Raw genomic sequence first — 26,510 nt, 5'->3', positions numbered from 1 at the left:
CTTAGAGTTTTTGCCCTGGTGTTGTTTGTGCAGGTTTACGCCGCAATTAGCGGCGATCTCACTATAGAGAGGAAAGGAAAATACTGGCTATCGTCCTTAAGGACGAGGCCGAACCATAGCTTTTTCCTCTTATCTTTTTAGCCCGGCCAGCCGTTATGGTTTGAATCTCGATGAGGGGATTTTCGAGAGAATGCGGGGAACAGCGCGTCTGTCCATCGTTCTTAGGAACGAGCCGCCGGCAGCGAGCGAAGAGGGGTCGCCAACCGGCGATACGCACAGCGCCGTCCCCCTGGCAGGGGAAATCACTTTAAATTCAGCGGGAAGGAGGCATGCCATTCGTTAATATATTAACTAAATATTGACGCAAGGCCGCCCATTCCCCAGCCAAACGGGGGGCGTTGCCTTGTTATTTATGTATTTTATTGCAATCAGGCTCACGTTGTTAATATGTTCTTATTGTGTTACCGAATTGCTACAACTATGCTGGGATCGTTCATATATTGAACGACGCATTCTCCAGAACGCAGGGTAGGTAAAGGAGGGAAATGAATCATGCACAGCACATCATCCGATGCCTTTATCAACAGCTGTCTGACTACCATTGCGCATTTGATCCCGGTGTCCGCCGGGGTGTTTTATCTGGTCAATCAAGATCTGCGGCCAGACCACTATATTTTGCACGGCATTTCCGATAAAACGCATCAGCAATATCTGACCCATTTTCAGCAGATTGATCCGCTTAAACCCGCCAATTTCCACCAGCAGGATATCAGCATGGTCGGCATGAGCCCGGCGGCCATCGCCAATAATCGCCACTATTATCATGACTTTATGCTGCCGAATGACATGCGCGATATGACGGAGATTTTTATCCGCCAGCGTAAACGCATTATCGCCGGCGTCTCTTTGATCCGCGATACGCCGTTTACCGAGGTGGAGCGCGGCCGCCTGCGGGCGGTACTGCCGCTGATAGAACTGGCGACGCGCGATCTGCTGCCGGGCGGCGAAGCCCAGTTGCTGACCGCCAAGGAGCAGGAGATCGTCAATATGGTGCGCGAAGGGGCCAGCAATAAACGCATCGCCCTGAAACTGGGCATTTCACTTTCGACGGTGAAAACCCATATGCGCAATATCTTTGCCAAAACCGAGGTAGCAAACCGCACCGAATTGGTGGCCAGCAGCTTTATTGCCCTGGGTTAATTCACCCATAGCGATTGCTTATGGCTGCACGGACGCAACGCTTCGAAATGTCGTTTTCTTCTGGACCACCGCACGTTGTGCCCCTACGTCATTCCCGTTTTGCCGCTACGCTGAATAGGGTTTCCGTTATCCTGCCGATGAGAAAATACTATGTCTGAACAAAAGATTAGCTTTATCAAAGGTGGCCATGGCGATATTGCGGTGCATGACTGGAGCCATGATCGGCCGCGTTTTCTGGCGCTGCTGGTACACGGTTACGGCGAGCATCTTGGCCGTTATCAGTACGTGGCGCGCACGCTGGAAGCACTGGGCGCACGCGTGTTTGGCCCGGACCACCTCGGCCATGGGCTATCGCAGGGCGAGCGCGTATTGATTGAGGATTATGACGCCGTAGTCGACGACGTTCGCCGCGTAGTAGAGCATTTTCAGCGGCTGCACCCCGACGTGCCGCTGGTGGTCATCGGCCATTCGATGGGCGGCATGATCGCCACCCGTTATACCCAGCGTTATCGCGAAGGTATCCGCGCACTGGTGCTATCCGGCCCGCTGATTGGCGAAAGAACCCTGATATCCGACTTGCTTGATCTGCCCGCGATCCCGAACGAACCGCTGGATACCGCCACTTTATCGCGCGATCCGGCCGTTGGCGAAGCCTATCAGGCCGCTCCTTTGGTGTGGCACGGGCCATTCAAACGACCGACGCTACGCGCCATGCAGCAGATCCTGGCAAAAATCAACGCAGGGCCGGGTTTCGGCACGCTGCCTACGCTGTGGATACACGGCGATGACGATCGGCTGGTGCTGATGGCCGAATCGCAGACCGCCATCGATCGGCTGAAGGGCAGCGATTTCGACGCCATGATCAACCCCGGCGGGCGGCATGAGAGTTTTAACGAAACCAACAAAGATCAGATATTGAAGCGGGTCACCGATTTTATCGAGCGGGTGCTGGGATAGCGGATTTCCCCTCTCCCGGCGGAGAGGGGCTAACGGTGAGATCAACCTTCGACGATGGCGAGATAGTGTTTTACAAAACGATCGGAGGTGATTTCCCAGCGCACCGGCGTGCCCTTTTCGACAAACCACGAATCCCCGGCCTGATACTGCACGGACTTCCCGGTGTTCTCATCGGTCAACGTCGCGGTCCCTTCCCACACGGTGGCGTGCTCGGCAAACGGATACTCCATCACAAAAATGCCGCGCGTACAGCTGAAAACGCCGCAGTTCAGGTTATCGGTCGGCTCACCGAAAAGCGTCGCTATCCCGACGTTCGGGGAACCTGCGATCACTCGGGCACCCAGGTTGCTGACGCTGCCCATCTCCAGCAGTTCAGGCAGCGGCTGCTTAAGCAGTAATGGTTTCATGTCTTTCTCCTCTGATAAGAATTAACGGCGGCCTTTCCAGTAGCCGGATGTCTGGTGCCAGGCCTTGCCGGCGGTGGTCATCACCCGGCGCAACCGATCTTTACCGAAGATGTTGGCGTGCGGGATAGAACTCATCAGATCGTAACGATCAGATCCTTCACTCATGCCCTCCGCCAGCACTTTGCAGACGATATGGCTTGGCGTCACGCCAAAGCCGGAATAGCCCTGTACGTAGAACACATTGTCGTGCTGCGGCAAGGTACCTATCTGCGGGAACAGGTTGGCGCAACAGCACAGCGGCCCGCCCCAGGCCAGATCGATCTTCACGTCATGCAGGTACGGGAACACTTTCAGCATCAGGTTGCGGTTCCAGGCTTTGAGATCCGCCGGGATGTACTCGATCAACCGAGTGGCGCTGCCGAACAGCAGGCGGTTTTCATTGGTGACCCGGTAGTAATCGATCACCGGGCGAATGTCGCTGTAGGCGCCGCGGATCGGGCTGATGCGCCGGATCAGTTCCTCGGGCAGCGGTTCGGTCGCCAGCTGGAAAGCGTAGGTGTTGATGGTTTTACTATGGATGAACGGCTCCATGCCGTTGAGAAAGCCGTTGCACGCCCACAGCATCTTGTGGGCGCGCACCGAGCCCATGGCGGTGCGAACCTGAATGCGCGAACCGTACTCGACGTTGAGCACGCTGCTGTTTTCGAAGATTTTCACGCCGTAGCCGCTCAATGCCTTGGCCTCGCCCAGCAGCAGGTTGAGCGAGTGCACGTGGCCGCCGCCCATGTGCTTCAATGCGCAGGTGTAAGCGTCGGATCCCACCACCTGTTTCACTTCCGCGCCGGTATAAAGTTCGATCTCTTCATTCGGCGATACCGCCCTGAACTCTTTTAGCCAGCTACGCAGGGTTTTCTCCTGGCGCACATTGCTGCCAAGATAGCCGTAACCAAAGCGGAAATCGGCGTCGATAGCGTATTTCTTGATGCGCTCACGGATAATGCCAGCGCCGAGGTTGCTGATTTTAAAGATGGTTTCCAGCCCGGACGGCCCGACGTGGCGTTTGATTTTTTCCAGATCGTGACCGATGCCGGCCATCACCTGCCCGCCGTTGCGCCCGGTGCCGCCGTAGCCCAAATGGCGCCCCTCCAGAATGGCGATGTTGGTGATGCCCCGCTCCGCCAGCTCCAGCGCGGTATTGATACCGGAGAAGCCGCCGCCGATGATCACCACGTCAACGTCCAGATCGTCTTCCAGCGTCGGGAAGCGCAGATCGTACTTTTTGGTTGCCGCGTAGTAAGTTAACGATTCGATATTATTGTTCACTGCCGCACTCCCGAAGACCCTATGCCCTACAGCGGATTATCGGGAGCGGCCGGCAAAGCCACCATGTCCCCTTAGGGACATTTGCTACAAAAAATTAACATTATGCGCTGCGGCGGTTCGGCCCGGCCAACAGCAGGTTGAACAGTTCGGCCTGCGAACCGATATCCAGCTTGCCGTAGATGTTCTTGCGATGGTTTTTCACCGTCCCCAGGCTGATGAACAGCCGGTCGGCAATCTGTTGCGAGCCGCAGCCGCTCAGGATCAGATCGACAATTTCGCGTTCTCGCGGGGTCAACAGATAGCGCACCTGCACGCTGCTGTTCTCTGCCGTATCCGGCAATACCGGCGCGGCGACCACTTCGTCATGCAGGCGCGCGATGCTTTTGAGCAACGTCAACGCGCCCCTTAACTCAGCCAGTTGCGGGTAACGCACCCCCACCGTCTGGCGCGCCGAGCCGAAAAACACCCCCAGCCCACGTTCCGACGTCAGTGGCAGCAGCACGCCGGCCTCGTCGTGCCAGCCGGTTTTACGGTAAAAATTACGGTAATAGTCAGTGTGATAGAAACCGCACGGTGCCAACTGACGCAGCGAAAACACCTCACCGCTGTCGCCGCCGCTTAGCACCTGATAAAACGGATCCTGCAGGTAAGCACCCTGCTGGTAGATTTGGTTGATCGCATCGCTGTTTTCACGCTCGGTTTTGAGCAGGCAACGCGGCGCGCGGCCCCGTTCGAAGGCATAAACAATGGCGTTGTCGAAGGCGAAGAAACCCTCCATCCAGGCCAGCAGGCTGGGATAAAACCTGGGGGTCGCTACCGCGTCAATCACCGTCGATAATCGTTCGACCTGAATATTCATCTCCGCCCTCGCCATCATTAATAAATTAACAATTACTTTGCTCCGGATAAAACCGGCGGTGTCGTGGCCTGCTTATTATAAAATGCACTCAACAGCGCCAAATGCAAGGTTTCGCTTGCTCGCATGTTAAACAAATCACAGCTTCGCCAGATTATGGCAGCCGGTCGCGCGCGGATATTGTTAATATATTAATAAATGAGTTTCAGGCAGTGAAAAGCAGTGGTTCACCCGCCGATGCTGGCTTATGCTGTGATTTTACCGCGCCAAGGAGAAAACATGACCACCAGCCTGACGATCGCCAACCGGCATACCTGGTTCGGCCACGGCAGTATTAGCCAACTGATCCCACTACTGGCCGCCGATCCCCAGCCGACATTGCTGTTCAGTTGCCGCTCATTCCTCAATGGCGTGGTGTATGCCTCGTTGGCAGATGCCCTGACGCCGCTGCTGATCGGCACCGAGATCGTCAGCCACGAAGCCTCGCCGCAGGAGATCGACGCCTGGGTCGCGCGTTGGCGCGGCAAGGTGCAACGGGTGGTGGCGATAGGCGGCGGCAGCGTGCTGGATGCCGCCAAGGCGTTTGCTGCTTTGGTGGAGCACCCGTTGCCGACACTGCGCTATATGGAAAAGATCGGTGATACCAAAATCAGCGGCGCTACCCTGCCGCTGATCGCCATCCCGACCACTGCCGGCACCGGCAGTGAAGTGACCCAGAACGCGGTGATCACCGACACCCGGCTCAGCAAGGTGAAAGCCTCGCTGCGCCATAACAACTTCGTGCCGCATACCGCCATCCTGGATCCGCAGCTGCTGCAGGGCGCGCCGGACCCGGTGCTGGCTTACTGCGCCATCGACGCCTTTACCCACCTGTTCGAAGCCTATCTGTCCAAAACCGCCAGCGCCATGACGCGCGAGATGTCGCTGACCGGCATCCGCCATTTCCTGGACGCCTGGCCGGCGCTCAACCGCAGCGATCGCGCCCGTGAAGCCATCATGCAAGCCTCTTACCTTGGCGGGTTGACGTTGAGCGCCGCCGGGCTGGGGGTGATCCACGGCATTGCCGGCGAGATTGGCGCGCTGCACGATTACCATCACGGCCAGGTCTGCGGCCGCCTGCTGCTCCCCTTCCTCGAACTGCTGGCGCAAAGCGAGCAGCCGCAACAGCGCGCGCTGATGAGCGATCTGGCCGCACGCCTGTTCCCCGAACAGCAGGACAGCCCGGAACGCTATCTGATCGAATTTATTACCCGCAACGCCATCGCGCCGTTCTGGCAGGATGATTTGCCGATTTCCAGCGACGAACTGGCGGTGACGCTGGAGAAATCCAACAGCAAAAACGCGTTGATCGACTATACCGCCGCGCAACGGCAACTGATGATCGAAGGCGCATTCCGCGTCGAATGATAATATAATGAGATCATAGCAATAGCGGGAGATCGGAAATGGGTATCATCGGCTGGATTTTCACCGGCATCGCCATTGGCATTCTGGTTGGCGTACTGCTGAAAATCTTCAGTAGGAAGAAGAAAGACCAATAAGCGTCAGGCCGTTCCATGGGCCGCCAGCAGGCACTCGCGGAACGGCCTTACCCCCGCCGCGTACCGTTCAACGTACTTGCCGGCTGACGAATACCCATGAAGGAGCCGTACCTTCGGCTCCTCCAATGACCCTTGCTTTACTGACGGGTTATCTCGGCTACTTAATTTAACGACATAAACCCCGGTCGGGCGGAATCAACGCTGATGATAACTTCTCGCACGTCTGAAGCCTCCGCAGACTTGGAGAAACTTCTGTTTAATACGCCGATAGCGTTCTTGGTTCCACCGGTAACTGTTTTATCAAAGATGTAAGGAACCCCACCAAGACCGCCACTAATATATAAAGGTTTGAGTTTGCCGTCCCAATTTGAACTAATAAGTTCCGCAGAGTCACCTTCAACAGTGAGTTCCAACGTTTGATCAAAGTGGCATTGATCATTCGTCAAAGACTGAGCCGGGTAAATCGCCGTATTTTGCGCCTTCACAACCTGATCGAAATCTTTCCCAGACTTAATAAGGACTTCATCACTTTCAGGCGCCCCTAAAACCACTTTAACATCACATTTGTTATTATTACTCACCTTCAACCGGAAACCGTCATCATTGGCATATGACGATCCTGCGACTAACGTTAGCAACAGAAAAGAAAGACTCAATTTCTTCATGGATTTTATCCTAAAAATATATAATAACCGGAAATCGTTCTCGTCATCTGGATAAGCGAAAATACGATCTCAGCCTGTGCGCAGAATATGGCTTTGAGTTACCCAACGTTAAATTTGGCCTGAAACCTATCGCTGGCGCCTTTAAGATTCCATCGATAGTTCTGTAACCTAATTGCCATCTGGCGCCAGCAAATATATAAGAAAGGATAATAATTCGATCTTAATTCTTATTATTTAAGGCTTAATTTTCAGTAAGTTTCAACTCGCACAAGGTTGAGAAAGAGGGTTTGAACGCCAGGCTCAGCGCACGCCGGCCTGGCCCCTTCTGAATTAGCCGCCCGGTTTCGGCGCCGGGTAGTCGTAATCCAGTTTCAGCGGTTCGGCGTAAACACTGTCCCACAGCTGGCTGTAGAGTGTGTCCAGCCGCTGGCTCATCGCCGGGTTGTGCAGCACCAGTTCCAGGTTGCGCGAGTTATCCAGATAGCCACCGGTCCAGTTGCTGGTACCCACCCAGGCGGTTTCGCCGTCGATAGTCATCAGCTTGCTGTGGATCACCCGGGCGAACGGGATAAACCCGTGGCTGGCCGGCGGAATGGTCACCACCTTTATTTGCACGTTCGGCACCAGCGCCAGGCTTTTCAGCCAGGCGATATCGGGCTTTTTGGTGTTCCAGTTGGCCACCATCAGCTCGATCTGCACGCCACGCGCGGCGGCGCTGCGCAGGGCATTGTCGATGACCGCGTAATAAGGCCGGCTGCGTTCGGGGCCGTAAGACAACGGCGCATAGTCCATCACCTGCACCCACACCTGCCGTTTGGCGTTCGCCAGCAGACGCGGCAGCTCAACCTGCGAGTCAATTACGCCGGCCGGGTTATAGGCGCGCGGGCTGGCGACCAGATAGTTGCCCTGCGGCGTTGCCGCCGTGGGCTGATACGCCAGCTGCGGCACCGGTTTATCCGCCGTCAGCAACGCCTGCGCCCGCCAGTCCTGCTCGAAGATCGCCTGAATCTGCCCGACAACCCCGGCATCGCTGATGCGCAGCCCGGTTTCATGAATATGCTCCAGCGCCCGCCAGTCGAAGTTCTGGCTGCCGACAAACGCCTGCTCGCCGTCCACCAGCAGGTATTTGGCGTGCAAAATACCGCCGCTCAACCGCTGGTAAGGAATAATCCTCAGCTCCAGGTTGGGGATCGCCTTCAGCTGTTCCAGCGTCTCCGGGGTGGAGATACGGATCCCCTTCTCTTCCATCAGAAAACGGATTTTCACCCCACGCTCGCCCGCCGCTTTCAGGTGCTGCAGCACGCCGTCCAGCCGCGAACCCTGTTGGTTCGCCACATAGAACTGGCCCAGATCGATGCGGGTTTTCGCCGCATCGAACATCTGCTGCCACACCTCGGCGGTGTTGCGCAGGTCATCCGCCTGCAACGCGGTTTCCACCGGCGCGGTATACACCAGCTCGTAGCCGGGAATAGCAAAACGCGCCGCCGCACTCTGGCTCAACATCAACAAACAGCTACCCCATAACGCCGTGTAAAGGCGGCCTAATGGCCGCCGTGGTCGATGGCCATTAGGCATAGCGCGGTGCCTCACTGTCAACCCATTGCTCGCGACTGCCGTTTTCCGGGCGGCTGGCCGGTGCACCGGCACGGATCAACAACACTTTCAGCAGTTCGTTGATGCGCTCCATGCGGCTTTGCAGGTAGTTGTTGCCCACCAGGCACAGCAGCGCGATGGCGATCCCCAGCCCGGTGGCGTACAGCGCGGTGCCCATGCCGGCGGACACCAGACTCGGCTCCGACACCCCGGAAGCGGCCAGCGCCTTAAAGGTTTCGATGATCCCCATCACCGTGCCCAGCAGCCCCAGCAGCGGGGCGGCGGTGACGATGGTTTCCAACAGCCACAGACCACGCGCCATCAGCGGTTTGCTCAACAGGTACTGCGCGTCGACCAGATCCCCTATCGCTTCGCGGTCACCGGCACGGTGCTTCTGCTCCAGTACCGGCGCGATCACCGCCAGCGGCAGGCTGTTGCGCTGGGTCAGTTCATCCGGCAGATCGGCGGCGCGATGCACGTCCGGCGTCAGCGCCTGCTCCAACCGACGGGCCTGGCGCTGGGTGTAAGCGAAATACAGCGCGCGTTCGATAATGATCACCAGCGCAATCGCCAGTGCGGCGTACATCACGTAGAAAATAATGTCGTGCAACAAATTGGCATTCATAACATACCCCTAAAATGAGTTAAAAGGTGGCTTCCAGCGACACGCTGAAGGTGCGCTCTTCCCCGACGTTGTAATACGGCGTACTGGCTTTCACGCCGCCATAAGGCGCGGCGTTGAAGGTGGTGGTACGCACCGAGGTCAGGTATTCCTTGTCAAACAGGTTGCTGACGCCAAAGCGCAGCGCTGCGCTTTTGATGATTTTCTTGTCCACCGGCAAATGCACCCCCGCCGCCAGATCGAACACCGTGCGGCCGCCGATCTTCTCGTCGTTGGTCAGATCGCCGTAGAACGAGCTGACGTATTTGCCGCTGACGCTGCCGTAATACAGGCCGTCGTCGTAGCCCAGCGTCATGTTCAGCAGGTTTTTCGGCACGTTCGGCACCTCTTTGCCGGACGTCGGCAGCGGCAGCCCGCCGTTGCTGACGATGTCGTTCTTCTGCTTCGACTGGGTATAGGTGTATGAGGTGTAGTAGTTAAAGTTGTGCGGCAATTGGCCGCTCCACTCCAGCTCCAGCCCTTTGTTCTCCACGTTGCCGATATTCATCATCTCGTAGTCGCCGGACGCGTTGGTGGTGGAGACCTGACGATCGCTGTAGCGCATATAGAACAGCGTGGCGCTCATCAGCATGTCTTCCTGCTGGAAACGCCAGCCCAGCTCGTGGTTCCAGCTCAGTTCCGGCTTGGTGCTGATCGAGTCGCCGACGTTGTACAGCACGTAGTTCGGCGGGGTACGCATGTTGCGCGTCAGGTTATAGAACACCTGATTTTCCTGGTTCAGCTTGTAGCTGGCGCTGAAGTTCGGCAGGAACTCGTGGTAAGTGGCATCGCGCTTCTCCGGCACGTTGTACAGGCTGCCCCGGTTGTCCCCTTTGCGTTCCACGTACTGATAGGCCAGCCCGCCGACGAAGGTCCAGTCCGGCGTGGCGTACCAGGTGTCCTGCAGCCACACTTTCTGCGCCGGGGTGATGGTGTATTGGTTACGGCCCTGCACAGTATTGCCGTTGGCGTCCTGCACCTGATCGGAACCGCCCGGTTTGCCCGAAATCTGCGCCGGGTTGCCGTCGTCCTTGATGCTGATAAATGGCTGGGTCTGCAACTGGCGCGCACGTTCATACCAGTAGCCGATATCCAGGCTGTGCTGATCGTTGATGTCCCACTTCAGCTTGGTGGTAATGCCGGGGCGCCAGGTCTGGGTCCACGACGGGCGATAATAGGTGTTGGACTGCAAATTGCTGAGGTCATACTGGCCGGCCTTGTCCGAGGTATTGGACAGCACCGACGCCGTCTGGCCGGTGAAGCTGCCGCCGTTGCCCCAGTAGTAATAGGGTTGCAGGGTCAGCGACAGATTGTCGCGCAGCTGCAACTTTTGGGTGAAGGACAGCGTGAAGGTATCGAACGGGTTGCGGTTGAGTTTGTAGTACTTGTTCAACTGGCTCTTGCTGTTGTATTCCGGCGTGGTGGCGTAGTCGGTATAACGCCCGTCGTTTTCGAACTGCGCCTTGCTCAGGGTGTTGTAGTTGACGTTCTGCTGGCGGTTGTACTTCATGACCAGGTTACTGCTGTTGCCGTTGCCGTCTTCGTACAGCGAGTTCATCTCGAACTTGTTGGAATATTCGCGCCCTTCACCGCGCCATTTTTTCGCCTCGGTGTGCGAGTAGGAAATCCAGTTGCTGAAACCCTTGTACTCGCCGGTTTCCAGACGGGCAAAGGTTTTGCTCAGGTTATTGCTGCCCAGCGTCTGTTTGACGAAGCCGCCGAAATCTTTTGCCGGCCGGCGCGTCACCATGCCGATATTGCCGCCGCTGGAACCGATGTGCGGGCCATCCGCCTCGGATGAACCCTGGGTGACGAACACTTCCTCCAGGTTCTCCGAGTCGCCCAGCAGGTTCGGGTAAACCGCATAGTTGCCGGAATCGTTGATCGGGATGCCGTCCATCGACAGGCCGATCTGATCCGAGTTCATGCCGCGCATGGTGTAATCGACGCCGCTCAGGCCGCTGGCGTCGTTGCTGTTGACGTTCAGGCCCGGCGTGTATTTCAGTTTGTCGATGGCATTGGCCGCGGCGGGCATTTTGTCCATCGCCTCTTTGGTGACGGTGGAGCGCGCCTTGGCGCTGTCGTCCTGCACCATCATGCCGCCGCCCAGCGACTGCCCTTTTACGCTGATGGTACCGACGTCGGTGGTGTCCGCCGCCAGCGCCGCGCCCGGCAACATCGCCGACATCACCGCCAGATAAATCCCAGATCGATTGAAAGACTTCATTGTTTCCATCCCCTAAAAATCAAACTGTTATGCCAGGTCGCTAAGGCGCCTGATAATTGAACGTGGCTGAAAATCGTTTTGTTGTTTGCCCGGCAAAAGCGTCGCTCGGGAACGGCTTCACCTGGCTGATGCTTTGTAAACTGCCCATCGCCGCGCGGTTCAGCAGCATGCTGGCAGCCTTGTTGGCGATGCCGGAAGAGAGCACACGGCCGCTGCGATCGACCTCCAGCCAGACCTCGACGTTGCCCTGCGGCCGTTCGAGCGAAGCCTGCCGCCCGCTCGGGTAGCGCTTGCGCTGTTCCAGTTCGCGGCGCAGTGCCTGCAAATAACCGTTTTCGATCGCCTGGGCATTCACCTTCGGCGCGGCAGGCGCGGCCGGCGTTGGCGCAGGTTTGCTGACCAGCGCTTTCGGCGTTGGCGGTGCGGATACCGGTTTGGCCTTCTCTGCCGGTTTGGCTTTCTCTTTCACCGGCTTGGGCTTGGGTTTGGGCTGCGGTTTGGGAACCGGCTTGGCCTCGATAATCGGCTCAGGGGCCGGCACCACAGGTTCAGGAACGGGTTGCGGCTCCGGTGGCGGGGGTTCGGGTTGCGGTGGGGTTTCCACCGGCGGTTCCGGCTGAGGTTCAGGCTCCGGCTCGACCAGCGCCAGTTCCATGGTGGTGTCGTCATAGCGGGGCTGGATTTTCAGCGCAGCCTGCTGGCTGGCGAACAGCAAACAACCCGCCACGATCAGCGCCGGCAGCCAGCTGAAAAGGTGACGTGAACGATAGAGCAGATACATGTCACAGCTTCCGTGTGGCGATGGAGACGGAATAGAATCCGCCCTGACGCAGGTTATCCATCACCGCCACCAGCCGCTCCACCGCAACGCCCTTGTCGCTGTTGACGATAATGGTGGTGGTCTGGTTTTCCTGCTGCTGCTGTTTGAGCGTGCTGACCAGCGCGTTAAGCGCCACCGGTTGGCCGTCCAACTGCAATTGCTCCTCTGCCCCCAACGTGATGATCGCCTTCTTCTGCGGCTTCAGTTGCTGAGCGCTGCCGGCGGATGGCAACTGGGTTTTCAGTCCCAACGCGGGAATGACGTTCAGGCTGATCAACACAAAAAACACCAACAAAAACATCATCACGTCGATCATCGGGATCAGCTCGATGTGCGCCTTGTTCTTTTTCGGTTCGTTCCAGTTACGCATGGCACTCCCTCCCAAAAGCAAAGCAGCCAATATAGGAGGCCTTTGTTTACCTTTCGTTACGCTTTTGTGATCTTATTCTCACAGCCTGGATTTTTTGCGAAGATTATTTCAACCCCAGGCGCTGCAGAGGATATATAACCCGTTAATTAGCTCTAGTTTTTATCGAAATAACTGGGATTCAGGCCTATCGCCGTACTGATGACAGAGTCGTAAATGTGAAAATAGTGACAGGATGTACCGATCGGACGGGGTGAGAAAAAGGCGGGCTTTTACCCGCCTTCGGATTTATTTCGTCAGAAGCGGAGGAATGGTCGGCACTTCCGGCGCATTATCGATATCGTGCCGAGTCATGCGAAATTCGAGCGGATAATGTTCCCGTTCCGTTCTGCGGGCGGGTTCGGTGTTTCGCCAAGTATAGTGGCAGTGCCGGCACTGATATACCGTCCATACGTCCTTGACCGGCGAATGCGCCATGACGTCTATTTTCTTATCGGCACAACGAGGACAAATCATATGAGCTCCTTAATGGCGGTTAGCCAGCATGGCGGTTAATTTATCCACCCAAAGAGCGGTCTCGGGCAAGTCTTTGACCGGCTGGCTGTAGTGGCCACGCATATCCGGATAAACCGGCGTTGTCGCGTCGATGATTAATTTGTCCGTGATACCCGCAGGGCTGGAAGCGGGATCCAATCTCAGCACGGACATGTTTGGTATTTGCACCAGGTCGCCGGCCGGGTTGACCTTGGTGGACAACGCCCACATGACCTGCGGCAGGTTAAAGGGGTCAACATCTTCATCGACCATGATCACCATTTTCACGTAACCAAGGCCGTGCGGTGTGGTCATTGCCCGCATCCCCACCGCACGTGCAAAACCGCCATAACGTTTTTTGGTTGAAATGATGACGAGAAGCCCATGGGTATACATCGCATTCACCGCCTGCACTTCCGGAAATTCGGCTTTCAGCTGTTGATACAACGGCACGCAGGTTGCCGGCCCTATCAGATAGTCGATTTCTGTCCAGGGCATGCCCAGATACAAGGATTCAAAAATCGGCCGTGAGCGGTAAGAAACCTTATCAATGCGCACCACCGTCATCTTGCGGCCACCGGAATAGTGGCCCGTAAACTCACCGAAAGGGCCTTCAAGCTCGCGCTTGCGGCCTTCAATCACCCCTTCAATGATGACTTCAGAACCCCAGGGTACATCGAAGCCAGTCAAGGGGGCCGCCGCTATCGGGTACGGACTTCCACGGAGGGCGCCGGCCATTTCATACTCCGACTGATCGTATTTCAGCGACGTCGCCCCCATCAGCGTAATGATCGGGTCGTTGCCCAGCGTAATGGTGATAGGAAGATCCTCTCCGCGTTCTTCGGCTTTATGAAGATGCAGTGCGATATCGTGCACTGGTACAGGTTGCAGACCAAGCTTGCGTTTTCCCTTCACCTGCATACGATAAATGCCGACGTTTTGCTTGCCGAAGTGCCCGGGATCTTCAGGGTCACGGGAAACGACGCAGGCTTTATCAAGATAGAATCCGCCGTCACCGTCGTTTAAGCGAAACAGCGGAAGGATATCAAACAGATTAATATCCTCGCCGTTGACCTCGTTCTGAGCCCAGGGCGGGTTATCGCGGCGTTCCACAGAGACAGGGAAACGATCCCAGCGGCGAATATACTCATCGATTTGCTGTTTCACCGGCGTTGTCGGCGGGAGCCCCAGGGAAATGGCGTGGTTTTGCCATGATCCCATGGCGTTCATGACCACATGAGCATGTTCAAATCCTTTAATGTTCCTGAATGAAATGGCCGGGGCGCCTTCACCGATTCTTCCGGTTGCGTTTGCCGCCGCGGCAATATCCGGTTCCGCCTGAACCTCCTCTGTAATTTCGAGTAATTGTCCGGCCTCATCCAGCGCAGATAAATAACTTCGAAGATCATCATAAGCCATCTTTAAACCTCCTCACTGTCAGCCTCTTTTTTGCCGTTCTCTATTAATCCAGCCCAGCGTTTGCCTGGCTGCAATCAATGCCGAATTGATCCGGAACCCGCGCGATAACAGGTATCTTGAAACAGCCAATAAAGCCCATTACGAGTCCGCGCTTTTAGTATTGAAGGCGATGATTGGGAAATAATAAAGATGAGTTCGCCATGCGATATTGACGACAGAGGATGGTGACCGAAAGGCATAAAAAAAAGACGCCCTAAGGCGTCTTTTATCGCAATCACTGAAGCCCGAGGCTATCAGTTCACTTTAACCGGCATACCGGAACGGGCTTTGATCGCCGCGTCCACTTCGCTCTGGTTAACGGCAGGATCCATCGCCACTTTGCCCACGGCGGCAGAAAGGGTTAACGGCACCGGATCTTTGGATTTCAGTTCTTCTTCGTTAGCGGAAAGCGGATTGTGCACTTCCAGGTAACGGGAACCGTCCGGCTCAACGGTGGCTTTCACCGGCTCGTTGATAAACTGCACGCGGGTGCCGACCGGCACGTTGTCGAACAGATATTTGATGTCGTCAGCACGCAGACGCACACAGCCGTGGCTCACGCGCAGACCGATACCGAAGTTGGCGTTGGTGCCGTGGATCGCATACAGGCGGCCAACGTACAGCGCATACAGGCCCATCGGGTTGTCCGGACCGGCCGGGAACACTGCCGGCAGGATTTCGCCGTCTGCCGCGTATTCTTCACGCATTTTGGCGGTTGGCGTCCAGGTTGGGCCGTCTTTTTTACGCTGTACCGAGGTTACCCAGTTCAGCGGGGTGTCTTTACCCAACTGGCCGATACCGATTGGCAGCACGACCACGGTGTTGGTGCCTTTCGGGTAGTAGTACAGACGCATCTCGGCGCTGTTGATGATGATGCCCTGACGCGGAGCGTCCGGCAGGATCAACTGCTGTGGGATGGTCAGGGTGCTGCCCGCTTTCGGCAGGAACGGATCCACGCCCGGGTTGGCTTCCAGCATATTGCTCAGGCCCATCTGGTATTGAGCGGCAAAGCTCTCCAGCGGCAGTTTGCTGTCTTCCGGTACGGTAATCTGGATGTTTTCACCAACCAGACGGCTGTCTTTGGCAGGTAAAGGATAAACGACAGCGAAGGCAGCCTGGCTGAATGCAACCAGCGCCGTAAACAGGGTTAATAACGCGCGAATGTTCATTTTCATCTTCGTGTTGGTCGGTGGCCACTGGCAGATTATTGATATAGGTTATTTTCGGCCATAAATGACCGGATGCGCATTATATGTGCACATTGACCTAAGTGCTAAACATTACCGGTGTCATGGCGCACTTTTTTGTAACCTGCTGCGGCGTGAAGATGAATTACTGTGAAAAACGCCGCTAAAGCGCGGCGGTTGGCGGTGTCATTCGGCGTATGGGGATCAGGTATTCACAACGGATCGCCGTGCTCGCTCCATTGCACACCCCACCCGGTGTGGGGTAAAAACGCTCGATATCCTGCCCAGGCCGGCGGACCGCTTTCATCATCGGGATCGCGGTGTCGTACAGGCGAGCGATAAAGTTTTGCAACTCTTCCACCCTGCCCTGATAGGCAAAACTGGCATAGTCGCCTTGCTCGATAAACACCGCCTCGCCTTCCGCCTGTTGATCCGCCAGCGCCACGGTATAGACCACGCGTTTGGCACCGCGTTGGCGGCTGTCCGCTTCCAGGCTGGTGAGGCCATACACCACCGTCGGCAGTTCGGCTTGCGTGCGTACCATCTGGCGCCAGGCGTGTTGACGCAGCTCGTTTTTCGGATGCGGCAGTGGCTCCAGGGCGCCGCTGCTACGCCGGGTACGCCCCACCAGTTGCATGGCAGGCAGAGTGACAATGTCCGCCTGCGGCAACGGCCCTTCACTCAAACGCAGCGGGGGTTGCATGCCGTGGCTGGCCCAATCCGGGCTGCGGCGATAGCCGGCCGGCGGCAAACCGAACTGCTTTTTGAAACAGCGGGTGAAGGTCTGCTGAGAATCAAACTGGTATTTATCGGCAATGCAGGCCACGCTGATGTGGGTGAGCCGCAGCTCGCGCGCAGCCGCGCTCAGCCTTCTGCGCCGGGCGTAGGTTCCCAGAACATGGCCGGTGACCTGTTTGAACAACCGCTGCAAATGCCATTTGGAATAGCCGGACCTGGCGGCGATATCGTCCAGCGTCAGCGGCTGGTCAAGATTTTGCTCAATCCAGTCCAGCAGCTGCATGATTACCTGTTGCTGATACATTACGCCCCCTCAAAGAGCCAAGACTGGCGCCTACTTTATCGACTCCCGCGCTAGACCGCATTGCACAATCAGGACATAATGTTTTTCAATTGCGCCACATTGATAACTATTCTCATGACCATTATTACCAAGCCGCGTTTCGATATCGATCAGGTGCCACGGGCGATTTTCGCCGTTCAGGGTTCCACCATCAGCAGCGATTGGGAGATGGCCCCTCACCGCCACCGCAAAGCGCAGCTGATTTATACGGTGCGCGGGATGATCCGCTGCGAGGCGGAAAACGGCCTGTGGTTGGTGCCGCCACAGTGCGCGCTTTGGATGCCGGGCAACGTGCTGCATAACGCCCAGGGGGCCGGCGACACCGAATGCTATTGCCTGTTTGTCGATCAGGACGCTATCGCCGGCCTGCCCACCCATTGCTGCACGCTGGCGGTGTCGCCGTTGCTGCGCGAGCTGCTGTTGCAGGCCAGCGGGTTCGATCCGCTCTATGACGAACAGGGCCCGGAAGGGCGGCTGACCACCGTGCTGCTGGATCAGGTGGTCAACGCACCGATCGAGAACCTGCATTTGCCGGTCTCTCAGGACGCGCGCATTCGCCAACTGACCGAACGCCTGCTGGCCAATCCGGCGGACAAAGCCACCCTGAGCCAATGGGCGCTGCGCATCGGCATGAGCGAACGCTCTCTCAATCGCACCCTGCAGCAGCAATTGGGCATGAGCTTCGGCCATTGGCGGCGGCAGTTGCACGTGATGCTGGCGTTGCAACGGCTGACCAAGGGCGACAGCGTGCAGAAGGTGGCGCTGGATCTGGGCTATGAGAGCGCCAGCGGCTTTGTCACCATGTTTCGCAAAGCGGTGGGCAAACCGCCGGCGCGCTATCTGGCCGAGAGAAATGCCTCAGACCCGGCGGTGGTCAGCGGAATAGCAATGTAAAAAGGCCGGCATCGACGCCGGCCTGCGGGAAACATCAGAAGTCGTAGAACACCGTAATCCAGGTGGAATCCGGCTCTTTGTCGCTGCTGTTGGCCAGCGTGCGCTCAACGTACACCGACAGCCCGTAACCGATAGTGGTGCCCGCGCCAAGGTAAACGTGATTGGCGTGGTAGTCTTCGTCGCCCTTCAGCTGCAGCGAGTCCGCCGCCACATAAGGTTGAATCGATTTAAGGTACGGCTTGTCGATATTGAAGGTGTAGCCGACGAAGCCTTCCACCCCATAGCCGCTGCCGGCGAAATAATGCGATAGCGTGCGTTCGCGGGTGCTTGGCACATAGTCCTTGTAATAGCTGGCGGTGCCGACGATATACCAGTTGTTCGGCTGCCAGGTCAGCGCGGTGCCAGACAGTTGCTGGTGGTAGTCTTTCTCGTTATACAGGTTGTCTTTAATCTTCACGTCGGTGTAGCTGTAGGCGGCGCTGAAGGTAAATTCTTTCGTCACCTTATAATCGAAGCCCAACCCGCCGCCGCCCTTGCGGCGATAACTGAGATTATCGGCAGTGTGCAGATCGTCTTCCGGCAATAAATAGTTGGCGTACAGGGTGAGCGGCCCAAAATCATTGGTGTATTTCAGGCTGTTCTTCGGTTTATTCCCCCCGTCGTAGTCGCCGGAAATACCAATGCCGGTACCGCCCGCATGGCCATCGTTATCCCAGACGTCGCTTTTAATGCCGACGACCGAATAATAAATGCCGTATTGGTGGCCGAAGGTTAAGGTGCCGTAGCGGTCATCTTTGAAGCCGCCATACAGCTGGCGCTGATGGTCGCGCTTGCCGTCTTCGTTGTAGTGGCCATCCCAACTCAGCGCGTGTGCCAGATCGACCCCCCACTCGTAGTAGCCGATAATCGAGGTATCCTGCGTCAGCGCATAGTCGCCGCTAAAGCGAAAGCGCGTGCCGCCGTCGTGACCATTTTTATAATATCCCGGCTCGGGGCCATTATTAAATATCCATTCAGGGCGAATACTGCCGCCGACTTTTAAACTTAGTGGCGCCAGCAACACATTGCTTTGCGGGTTTTTATCCAGAATGGTGATCTCTGCCTGCGCGCTGGCGGATAACACCGACAGCACAACACCGCCAATGAATATTGGCGTTTTTATATATCTCATTATTACCCCTGCCCGAAAAGTTATTTTTATAAATGCGGTGATCTTAATTCACGCATAAACAATTACCCGATGTGTGCAAATGACGCAAGTTATAAAAACTCATGTCATAACCTATCGTTATCCACCGCAGGGTTATATTCTCACCATAAAAGTATTCAATTGTAACTCAATGCAAGACGATGTAATTAACTGCTTGCGTAACATACGAAAAAAGGATTTTTAACCAATAGAATCCTCCGTTATTATCAGGATTTTATTATAAGTGATAACAAATAAATATTATTACAGCGTTCGAATAATAACGTAGATAAATTAATTATTCGTTATCCAGCCACAGGAAAAACAAGGAATCCAACGCGGCAAAACGGCAATGGTGACCTTTCGCCCCCCTTCACACTGTGATTTTCACCCCAACCCACGCCGAAATAGCTCCCCTTCGGCATGAATAATGATTACTATTCTCAAACACAAGGATCGGCGCGCAACGACGCGACCGGCCGGATTTTCCCTTTATTCAATGTTGAGCTTTCCTGGCTCCAGGGCAACCGCCCTGTGGGCGATATGCTTCGTTAACTCCATGGAGAGGTTATGAATTCTGCCACCACCACCAGCCGCCGCTTTGGCGCACGCGCCACCTTCCCGCTGCTGCTGCTCACGTCGATGCTGTTTTCCGCCCCGCTGCTCGCCCAGGGCGAGCCTGAACTGCTGCGCAAACCGGTAGGCAAAGGCGCTTACGAGCTGGTGTACAGCCAGGGCGAAAACGCGCTGTACCTGGCAACCTCGCAAAGCCGCAAGCTGGACAAGGGCGGCGTGGTTTATCGGCTGGATCCCAATACGCTGGACATCACCCAGGTGATTCACAACGACATCAAGCCCTTCGGCGCAGCGATTAACGGCAAGACCGATACGCTGTTCTTCGGCAACACGGTAAACAACTCGGTGACCGCTATCGACGCCAAAACCGGCGAAGTGAAAGGCCGCCTGGTGCTGGATGCCCGCCAACGCACCGAGACGGTAAAACCGCTGGCACCGCGTGAGCTGGTGGCCGACGCCGCGACCGACACGCTGTACATTACCGGGCTGGGCGAATCCAGCGTGGTCTGGGTGGTGGACGGTAAAGATCTCACCCTGCGCACCACCATCGCCGATACCGGCAAATACGGCACCGGCCTGGCGCTGGATGCCGCAGCCGGCCGCCTGTATGTGACCAACGCCGACGGCGAACTGGTGACTATCGACACCAAAACCAACAAGGTGCTCACCCGCAAAAAGCTGGATGAAGCCAAAGAGCACTTCTTCCTGAACATCAGCCTGGATCCGGCCACCCACCGCGCGTTTATCACCGACTCCAAGCAAGCGCAGGTGTTGGTTGTCGACACCCGCGACGGCACCGTCCTGAGCAAAATCGAGGTACCGGAATCGCTGGCGGTGCTGTTCAACCCGGCGCGCAATGAAGTTTACGTGACCCACCGCAAGGCGGGCGAAGTGAGCGTGATCGACGCCAAAAGTTACAAGCTGCTGAACACCCTCAAGACGCCGACCCACCCGAACAGCCTGGCGCTGTCACCGGATGGCCAGACGCTGTACGTCAGCGTCAAACAGGCGTCCAGCCGCGAAAAAGAAGCCACGGATCCGGATGACGTGATCCGTATCGCGTTGAAATAATCAAGACCGGGGGCGCTTCGGTGCCCCCACCTCTACGGCTTACCCAAAAACCCGTCGGCTTCCTGAACCACCGCCTTTTGGGTCGCCCGCTGGTAAAGGCACAGCGCCTTGCCCGGCTTGTTCTTCATAAACGGCTGCGGGTAGCGCCCGCTGATCAACAGCGCCGAGTAACCGACTGCGTCATCATAATGAATGATCGCCCCGGCGGCTTTGGCCGCTTTCAATCCGCTGGCCTTCAGGCAGGCAGCCTGCAACGCGTTATCGCCCTTGGCCCAGGCGGTTTCGGATGACGCTGCCGCATGGAAGGCGGTGATGACGGCGGCAAGCAGGATAACGATTCTGAACATGGCTCTCTCCGATTTATTTTGTTCTCCGCAGTATATGCAGCCTTTTATTATTCAGCCATCGGACAGCCGCGTATTATTTACAGCTTTTTTATTCCGGGCGGAAATAAAGTTACGGCGTTTTTACAGACAGTTTTCAGAGGCGCGGATAACATCATTACATCGCCATAATGGCCTCACGAGACGGATGCCGCATGTGTTTATACCCTGCCTTTTTTATTATTGAACCCGCGTGTTCCATTAAGTTCGGGGGCCGCCATGTATTCTAATATTATTGGCTTCAACCCTCTACTGGCGGATATTCCGGCCTCGCGATCGCGTTCGTTTCGCAAAGAAGTCGAACAGTATTTACAGCGCTATCCGGATACCGAACACGTCGATATTTATCTCAACGATCTCAATGGCCAGTTTCGCGGCAAGCGGCTGCCGGTGGCCGAACTGTTTTCGCTGGATAAGGGCTGCTATTTCCCGTTGTCGATTTATGCCATGGATCTCGGCGGGCGGGTGATCGAGGAAAGCGGGCTGGGCCAGCAGGCGGGCGAACCGGATCGCTTGTGCCTGCCGGTACCCGGCACGCTGCGGCCCTGCGCCCGCGATCCGCAACGCCATGCTCAACTGCTGCTGACGATGAAAGATGCCGATGGCGACGCCTGCGAGCTGGAACCGCGCGTGGTGCTGCAACAGCTGCTCGGGCGCTTGCATGCCAAAGGCTATTACCCGGTGGTGGCGGCCGAGCTGGAGTTTTATCTGCACGATCCGCAGCAACTGCCCGCCGGGGCCGGCCACAGCCCAACGCAGAGTTTTTCTGTCGATGCGCCGGCGCGCCACCACGCACTGCTCAATGAGATTGAGCATCAGGCCCGGCTGCAGGCGCTGCCGCTGACGGGGATCGTAGCCGAGGCCGCCTCCGGCCAGTACGAGTTGAACCTGCACCACAGCGCGCGGGTGCTGGAAGCCTGCGACCAGGTGCTGGCCCTGAAACGGCTGACGCGCCAGATGGCGGAAAAACACCACCAGCACGCCTGCTTTATGGCCAAGCCCTGCGCGCAGGCCGCCGGCAGCGGTCTGCATTTTCATCTCAGCCTGCAGGATGAACAGGGCCACAACCTGTTGGCCGGCACGCCGGGCGAGCTGAGCGCCACCATGACGCAGGCGATCGCCGGGATGCTGGCGCTGATGCCGGCCTCGATGGCGATATTCGCGCCGAACATCAATGCGTTCCGCCGTTTCCGCCCAGGCATGCACGTGCCGCTGCGCGCCTCCTGGGGCCACAACAACCGCACGGTGGCGCTGCGTTTACCCTGCGCCGACAGCGCCAACCAGCGGATCGAATACCGGCTGGCCGGTGCCGACGCCAACCCCTATCTGGCGGTGGCGGCGATGCTGAGCGGCATGCTGTACGGGCTGGAACACGCACTGCCGCTGCCCCCGGCGGCCTGCGGCAACGGGTATGAAAACGACGACGCGGCGGCGCTGCCGCTTAGCCAGCAAGAAGCGCTAACGCTGTTCCGGCAAAGCTTGCCGCTGCGCGAAATGCTCGGCCCGGCGTTTACCGCCCTGTGGCACACCTGCAAGACCGCCGAATTGCGCCGTTTTGAAGAGCAGGTCACCGAGGTGGAAATAAGCTGGATGCTGTAACGCGGCGGCTATCCGCCGATGAATACGCAATGCGAAGAGGAAAGCCCCATGTCCCGTTTGGTTTTGATCTCGAATAGGCAGTGTGACAGCAAAGATCTGGCCTGCGCCACGCAGGCTCTTTCGCCCGATGGCGCGCGTGAGGCGGATCGGGGATTGTGGTTGGGCTGGAACGGCGACGTGCAGAACTTTGGCGAACGCCCGATCAACTATCGACACAACGTCGGCTATGAGCAAGTGACCTTCCCGCTGTCGATCGACGAGTTTTGCCGCCACTATCAGGGCTACTATCACGATGGCCTGTGGCCGGTGTTCCACAACCAGTCGGAGAAAGCGCATTTCACGCCGGAGAATTACCGGGCTTACCGGCAGCTCAACCTGCATTTCGCCGACATCGCCTGCGAATATGTCTGCCCAGACGACATCATCTGCATTGATGATTACCAGTTGCTGCCCTGCGGCCAGGCGCTGAAGGAACAAGGATTGCTGAACCCGAGCGCGTTCTTTTTCCACTTGCCGTTCCCGTCGGCGGCGGTGCTCAGGCAGATCCCCGAGCACCGCGGGTTAATCGAGTCGCTGTTTTTCTACGATCTGATTGGCTTTCAGTCGCTTGACGACCGCAATAACTTCCTCAGCTATCTGGCCAGCGAATACCCGCTGGAGATGTTGCCCGACGACCAGTTGCAGGTTAACGGGCACATCTTCGCCACCGGCATCTTCCCGGCCGGGATCAACGCCAGGAAGATTTATTGATTCAGGCGGCCACCCGCCGGCGTTCCGGTTCGCGCCCCCGCGGGTTCACCTCTTTGCCGAACAACCCGACCTCTTTCTGAACGTGCAGGAACGCCGGCCGCATCAGGTTTTCCCGGCGTTTTTCTTTACGCCGGCTTGCGGTTGTCGCCGATATCCCAGCAGGTACGCGGCGAGACATTGCCGCCCCCGCGCCGTACGAAATATAAGCCATCTTGATTGAACGCCCCCTTCCGGCGTGTTGATAGAGGACAGCGTCATGCCAGACCATAGCTATCGCCCGCCGACCATCGACCAACGGGATCAATGGCTCCAACAAGCCAACACCGCCCAAACCGAGCCTTCCCCGAGGGGGAGGTATTGCCATCTGCTGATAGCCCGCGACGCCCCCGGCCACATAGACTCTCCCGCCGGGGTTGGCGTAATGGTGAGCGTGAAGGGGTTGACGGTGAATGGCACCGCGCTTGCCACCTGGCTCGCCAAAAAAGTGATGGCGATAATGAGCGGCGAGGAAACGCCTTCCGTTTGACGCAACCCACGAAACTGCTGCATACGGCATCGGCCACACCCGATGCCGTTCATCTCTCACACATCTCCAACCGCTCACCTGCCCATTTCAACCGTTCACCCAGCGCAGGGAACCGCTGACTGAAATTCACATGTCTTCCCTTTCCCTAACCCGCAATGATGAGCTGTTGCCAAACCTACGGCGCCACCGTTATCCGCACCCCGGCCACGCGCCTGAAACATCTTATAAGCGGATTAACTCACTCATTTTTTTGCAGATTAGAATATTAAGGACACCTCATGAACCGAGAGGGGATTTTAAAACACATTCCGTGGATGCTACTGGGGATACTCGGTGCATCCTGCCTGGGCGTGGTTGCGCTGCGCCGTGGCGAAAACATCAGTGCGCTGTGGATCATCGTCGCGTCGGTGGCGGTGTATCTGGTGGCGTACCGGTATTACAGCCTGTATATCGCCACCAGGGTGATGAAACTGGACGCCTTCCGCGCCACCCCGGCGGTGGTCAACAACGACGGCCTGAACTACGTGCCGACCAACAAGAACGTGCTGTTCGGCCACCACTTCGCCGCCATTGCCGGCGCAGGCCCGCTGGTCGGCCCGGTGCTGGCGGCGCAGGTCGGTTACCTGCCCGGCACGCTGTGGCTGCTGGGTGGCGTAGTGCTGGCGGGGGCGGTGCAGGACTTTATGGTGCTGTTCATCTCCTCGCGCCGCAACGGCGCTTCGCTCGGCGAGATCATCAAAAAGGAAATGGGCCCGGTGCCGGGCACCATCGCGCTGTTTGGCTGCTTCCTGATTATGATCATCATCCTGGCGGTGCTGGCCCTGATCGTGGTGAAAGCCCTGGCGGAAAGCCCGTGGGGCGTGTTCACCGTCTGCGCCACCGTGCCGATCGCACTGTTTATGGGCATTTACATGCGCTTCCTGCGCCCCGGCCGGGTGGGTGAAGTGTCGGTGATTGGCATCGTGCTGCTGGTGGCATCCATCTGGTTCGGCGGCGTGATCGCCCAGGATCCGTACTGGGGCCCGGCGCTGACCTTTAAAGACACCACCATCACCTTCACGCTGATTGGCTATGCGTTCGTCTCCGCCCTGCTGCCGGTGTGGCTGATCCTGGCACCGCGCGACTATCTGGCCACCTTCCTGAAGATTGGCGTGATTGTCGGGCTGGCGATTGGCATCGTGATCCTCAACCCCGAGCTGAAAATGCCGGCGGTGACGCAGTTTGTCGACGGCACCGGGCCGGTGTGGAAAGGCTCGGTGTTCCCGTTCCTGTTCATTACCATCGCCTGCGGCGCGGTGTCCGGTTTCCATGCGTTGATCGCTTCCGGCACCACGCCGAAGCTGCTGGCCAATGAAAAAGATGCGCGCTTTATCGGTTACGGCGCGATGCTGATGGAATCCTTCGTCGCCATCATGGCGCTGGTGGCGGCCTCGATCATCGAACCGGGCCTGTACTTCGCCATGAACACCCCACCGGCGGCACTGGGCATCACCATGCCGGACCTGCACCGTTTGGGCACCGAAGACGCGCCGATGATCATGGCGTCGCTCAAAGACGTGACCGCCCACGCGGCGGCGACCGTCAGCTCCTGGGGCTTCGTCATCAGCCCGGAACAGATCCTGCAAACCGCCAGGGACATCGGCGAGCCTTCGGTGCTGAACCGCGCCGGTGGCGCGCCAACGCTGGCGGTGGGCATCGCCCACGTGTTCCACCAGATCATCCCTGGCGCCAATATGGGCTTCTGGTATCACTTCGGCATTCTGTTCGAGGCGCTGTTCATCCTGACTGCGCTGGACGCCGGCACCCGTTCCGGCCGCTTTATGCTGCAGGACTTGCTGGGTAACTTTGCGCCCTTCCTGAAAAAAACCGACTCGCTGGTGGCCGGTATCGTCGGCACCGCCGGTTGCGTGGGGCTGTGGGGCTACCTGCTGTACCAAGGGGTGGTCGATCCGCTCGGCGGCGTGAAAAGCCTGTGGCCGCTGTTCGGCATCTCCAACCAGATGCTGGCGGCCGTGGCGCTGGTGTTGGGCACCGTGGTGCTGATCAAGATGAAGCGTACCCAATACATTTGGGTCACCGTGCTGCCGGCGGTGTGGCTGCTGATTTGCACCACCTATGCGCTGGGCCTGAAGCTGTTTAGCGACAACCCGCAACTGGAAGGTTTCTTCTTCCAGGCCGGCGAGTACAAACGCAAAATCGCCGAGGGCGGCGCCGAGCTGAGCGCCCAGCAGGTAGCCAACATGCAGCATATCGTGGTGAACAACTACACCAACGCCGGGCTGAGCATTCTGTTCCTGCTGGTGGTGTACAGCATCATCTTCTACGGGGTGAAAACCGCGATGACGGCATATAAAAACCCGAACCGCAGCGACCAGGAAACGCCGTACGTGCCGGTGCCCGAAGAAGCGCCATCCCACGGTGTAACTGAGGGGGACGTCAAAGTTTCGCCGCAGCACTGATGGTGATTTAACGGATACCCTGCATATATCCTTCATATTTCAAGCCGCAGGGGTGTTGGCTGCACTATTCGGCCCATCCTTGGGCCTCACCCCTTACGGGGCCGCTGCAAGCAGCGTTCAAATCTGCTCCCGGTAGATTTGTCGCTCACCCCAGTCACTTGGTGGACCAAGTTCCTGGGGTTTCGC

25 protein-coding genes are annotated in these 26,510 nt (G+C 57.4%); 9 read left to right on the top strand and 16 right to left on the bottom strand.

Translation table 11 applies throughout. From position 1 onward, the window contains the following. The first annotated feature begins 552 nt into the window (after window positions 1-552). On the top strand, window positions 553-1,200 hold the full coding sequence (locus V2S86_RS16800) for a response regulator transcription factor (protein ID WP_006323452.1): 648 nt from the start codon (window positions 553-555) through the stop codon (window positions 1,198-1,200). Between the two features lie 150 nt (window positions 1,201-1,350). After that, window positions 1,351-2,157 (top strand): alpha/beta fold hydrolase, encoded by an 807-nt coding sequence (locus V2S86_RS16795; RefSeq protein WP_330763379.1) that lies wholly within the window; start codon window positions 1,351-1,353, stop codon window positions 2,155-2,157. Between the two features lie 41 nt (window positions 2,158-2,198). Here the strand turns inward: V2S86_RS16795 and V2S86_RS16790 are convergent, their stop codons facing one another. From V2S86_RS16790 to V2S86_RS16780, 3 genes are all read right to left on the bottom strand, one after another. Beyond that, on the bottom strand, window positions 2,199-2,564 hold the full coding sequence (locus V2S86_RS16790) for a cupin domain-containing protein (RefSeq protein WP_330763378.1): 366 nt from the start codon (window positions 2,562-2,564) through the stop codon (window positions 2,199-2,201). A 21-nt stretch (window positions 2,565-2,585) separates the two neighbouring features. Further along, window positions 2,586-3,887 carry an NAD(P)/FAD-dependent oxidoreductase gene (locus V2S86_RS16785; protein WP_330763377.1) on the bottom strand — a complete coding sequence of 434 codons (1,302 nt, stop codon included), beginning with the start codon at window positions 3,885-3,887 and terminating at the stop codon, window positions 2,586-2,588. A gap of 100 nt (window positions 3,888-3,987) precedes the next feature. Next, entirely contained in the window at window positions 3,988-4,746 is a 759-nt protein-coding gene (locus V2S86_RS16780; protein WP_330763376.1) for a response regulator transcription factor, read from the bottom strand. 276 nt (window positions 4,747-5,022) lie between these two features. On the opposite strand from V2S86_RS16780, the gene V2S86_RS16775 reads away from it, so the two are divergent. Beyond that, window positions 5,023-6,150 carry an iron-containing alcohol dehydrogenase gene (locus V2S86_RS16775; RefSeq protein ID WP_330763375.1) on the top strand — a complete coding sequence of 376 codons (1,128 nt, stop codon included), beginning with the start codon at window positions 5,023-5,025 and terminating at the stop codon, window positions 6,148-6,150. A gap of 295 nt (window positions 6,151-6,445) precedes the next feature. Here V2S86_RS16775 and V2S86_RS16770 read toward each other — a convergent pair whose 3' ends face one another. The 10 genes from V2S86_RS16770 to V2S86_RS16725 all read right to left on the bottom strand — a co-directional run bounded on the left by V2S86_RS16770 (window position 6,446) and on the right by V2S86_RS16725 (window position 16,838). Beyond that, window positions 6,446-6,949, bottom strand: a complete 504-nt coding sequence (locus V2S86_RS16770; protein ID WP_330763374.1) for a hypothetical protein — start codon at window positions 6,947-6,949, stop codon at window positions 6,446-6,448. 330 nt (window positions 6,950-7,279) lie between these two features. Next, a complete protein-coding gene (locus tag V2S86_RS16765; RefSeq protein ID WP_330763373.1) occupies window positions 7,280-8,524 on the bottom strand; it encodes a phospholipase D-like domain-containing protein in 1,245 nt (414 codons plus the stop codon). Then, on the bottom strand, window positions 8,517-9,167 hold the full coding sequence (locus V2S86_RS16760) for a MotA/TolQ/ExbB proton channel family protein (protein WP_004949824.1): 651 nt from the start codon (window positions 9,165-9,167) through the stop codon (window positions 8,517-8,519). The genes V2S86_RS16765 and V2S86_RS16760 overlap by 8 nt, the downstream gene beginning before the upstream one ends. 19 nt (window positions 9,168-9,186) lie before the next feature. Beyond that, window positions 9,187-11,430, bottom strand: coding sequence for a TonB-dependent receptor family protein (locus tag V2S86_RS16755; protein WP_330763372.1), 2,244 nt, complete (start codon window positions 11,428-11,430; stop codon window positions 9,187-9,189). 40 nt (window positions 11,431-11,470) lie between these two features. After that, window positions 11,471-12,211, bottom strand: coding sequence for an energy transducer TonB (locus tag V2S86_RS16750; RefSeq protein WP_330763371.1), 741 nt, complete (start codon window positions 12,209-12,211; stop codon window positions 11,471-11,473). 1 nt (window position 12,212) lies between these two features. Then, entirely contained in the window at window positions 12,213-12,620 is a 408-nt protein-coding gene (locus V2S86_RS16745; protein ID WP_004949818.1) for an ExbD/TolR family protein, read from the bottom strand. A 285-nt stretch (window positions 12,621-12,905) separates the two neighbouring features. Further along, window positions 12,906-13,133 carry a non-oxidative hydroxyarylic acid decarboxylases subunit D gene (locus tag V2S86_RS16740; RefSeq protein WP_330763370.1) on the bottom strand — a complete coding sequence of 76 codons (228 nt, stop codon included), beginning with the start codon at window positions 13,131-13,133 and terminating at the stop codon, window positions 12,906-12,908. A 9-nt stretch (window positions 13,134-13,142) separates the two neighbouring features. After that, complete coding sequence (locus tag V2S86_RS16735; protein WP_330763369.1) at window positions 13,143-14,570, bottom strand: non-oxidative hydroxyarylic acid decarboxylases subunit C; 1,428 nt, start codon at window positions 14,568-14,570, stop codon at window positions 13,143-13,145. 293 nt (window positions 14,571-14,863) lie between these two features. After that, on the bottom strand, window positions 14,864-15,784 hold the full coding sequence (locus V2S86_RS16730; RefSeq protein WP_330763368.1) for a L,D-transpeptidase family protein: 921 nt from the start codon (window positions 15,782-15,784) through the stop codon (window positions 14,864-14,866). Between the two features lie 175 nt (window positions 15,785-15,959). Further along, a complete protein-coding gene (locus V2S86_RS16725) occupies window positions 15,960-16,838 on the bottom strand; it encodes a helix-turn-helix domain-containing protein (RefSeq protein ID WP_330763367.1) in 879 nt (292 codons plus the stop codon). 114 nt (window positions 16,839-16,952) lie between these two features. Here V2S86_RS16725 and V2S86_RS16720 point away from each other — a divergent pair, with 114 nt between their 5' ends. Continuing rightward, window positions 16,953-17,771: an AraC family transcriptional regulator gene (locus V2S86_RS16720; RefSeq protein ID WP_330763365.1), complete on the top strand. Its 819-nt coding sequence runs from the start codon at window positions 16,953-16,955 to the stop codon at window positions 17,769-17,771. 34 nt (window positions 17,772-17,805) lie between these two features. Here V2S86_RS16720 and V2S86_RS16715 read toward each other — a convergent pair whose 3' ends face one another. Continuing rightward, the gene (locus V2S86_RS16715; protein WP_330763364.1) at window positions 17,806-18,942 is read right to left on the bottom strand and encodes a porin; all 1,137 of its coding nucleotides are present in this window, start codon (window positions 18,940-18,942) and stop codon (window positions 17,806-17,808) included. 588 nt (window positions 18,943-19,530) lie between these two features. Between V2S86_RS16715 and yncE the strand changes: the two genes are divergently transcribed. Next, window positions 19,531-20,607 (top strand): 7-bladed beta-propeller protein YncE, encoded by a 1,077-nt coding sequence (gene yncE / locus V2S86_RS16710; protein WP_442995989.1) that lies wholly within the window; start codon window positions 19,531-19,533, stop codon window positions 20,605-20,607. Between the two features lie 32 nt (window positions 20,608-20,639). Here yncE and V2S86_RS16705 read toward each other — a convergent pair whose 3' ends face one another. Next, on the bottom strand, window positions 20,640-20,954 hold the full coding sequence (locus tag V2S86_RS16705; protein ID WP_330763363.1) for a hypothetical protein: 315 nt from the start codon (window positions 20,952-20,954) through the stop codon (window positions 20,640-20,642). Window positions 20,955-21,209: 255 nt separating this feature from the next. Here V2S86_RS16705 and V2S86_RS16700 point away from each other — a divergent pair, with 255 nt between their 5' ends. Further along, window positions 21,210-22,589 (top strand): glutamine synthetase family protein, encoded by a 1,380-nt coding sequence (locus tag V2S86_RS16700; protein WP_330763362.1) that lies wholly within the window; start codon window positions 21,210-21,212, stop codon window positions 22,587-22,589. Window positions 22,590-22,637: 48 nt separating this feature from the next. Next, window positions 22,638-23,339, top strand: coding sequence for a trehalose-6-phosphate synthase (locus V2S86_RS16695; RefSeq protein ID WP_330763361.1), 702 nt, complete (start codon window positions 22,638-22,640; stop codon window positions 23,337-23,339). Between the two features lies 1 nt (window position 23,340). On the opposite strand, the gene V2S86_RS16690 is transcribed toward V2S86_RS16695, so the two are convergent. After that, on the bottom strand, window positions 23,341-23,517 hold the full coding sequence (locus V2S86_RS16690) for a hypothetical protein (protein WP_330763360.1): 177 nt from the start codon (window positions 23,515-23,517) through the stop codon (window positions 23,341-23,343). 78 nt (window positions 23,518-23,595) lie between these two features. Between V2S86_RS16690 and V2S86_RS16685 the strand changes: the two genes are divergently transcribed. Next, window positions 23,596-23,865 carry a hypothetical protein gene (locus tag V2S86_RS16685; RefSeq protein WP_330763359.1) on the top strand — a complete coding sequence of 90 codons (270 nt, stop codon included), beginning with the start codon at window positions 23,596-23,598 and terminating at the stop codon, window positions 23,863-23,865. A gap of 278 nt (window positions 23,866-24,143) precedes the next feature. Continuing rightward, a complete protein-coding gene (locus V2S86_RS16680; protein WP_330763358.1) occupies window positions 24,144-26,324 on the top strand; it encodes a carbon starvation CstA family protein in 2,181 nt (726 codons plus the stop codon). The last annotated feature ends 186 nt before the right edge of the window (window positions 26,325-26,510 follow it).

Origin of the sequence: Serratia sp. C2(1) (assembly GCF_036352655.1) — a bacterium.
GTDB classification, from domain to species: Bacteria; Pseudomonadota; Gammaproteobacteria; order Enterobacterales; family Enterobacteriaceae; genus Serratia; species Serratia inhibens.
Note: the sequence above shows the minus strand (reverse complement) of the source record. Positions and strands in the feature narration are given on the sequence as shown.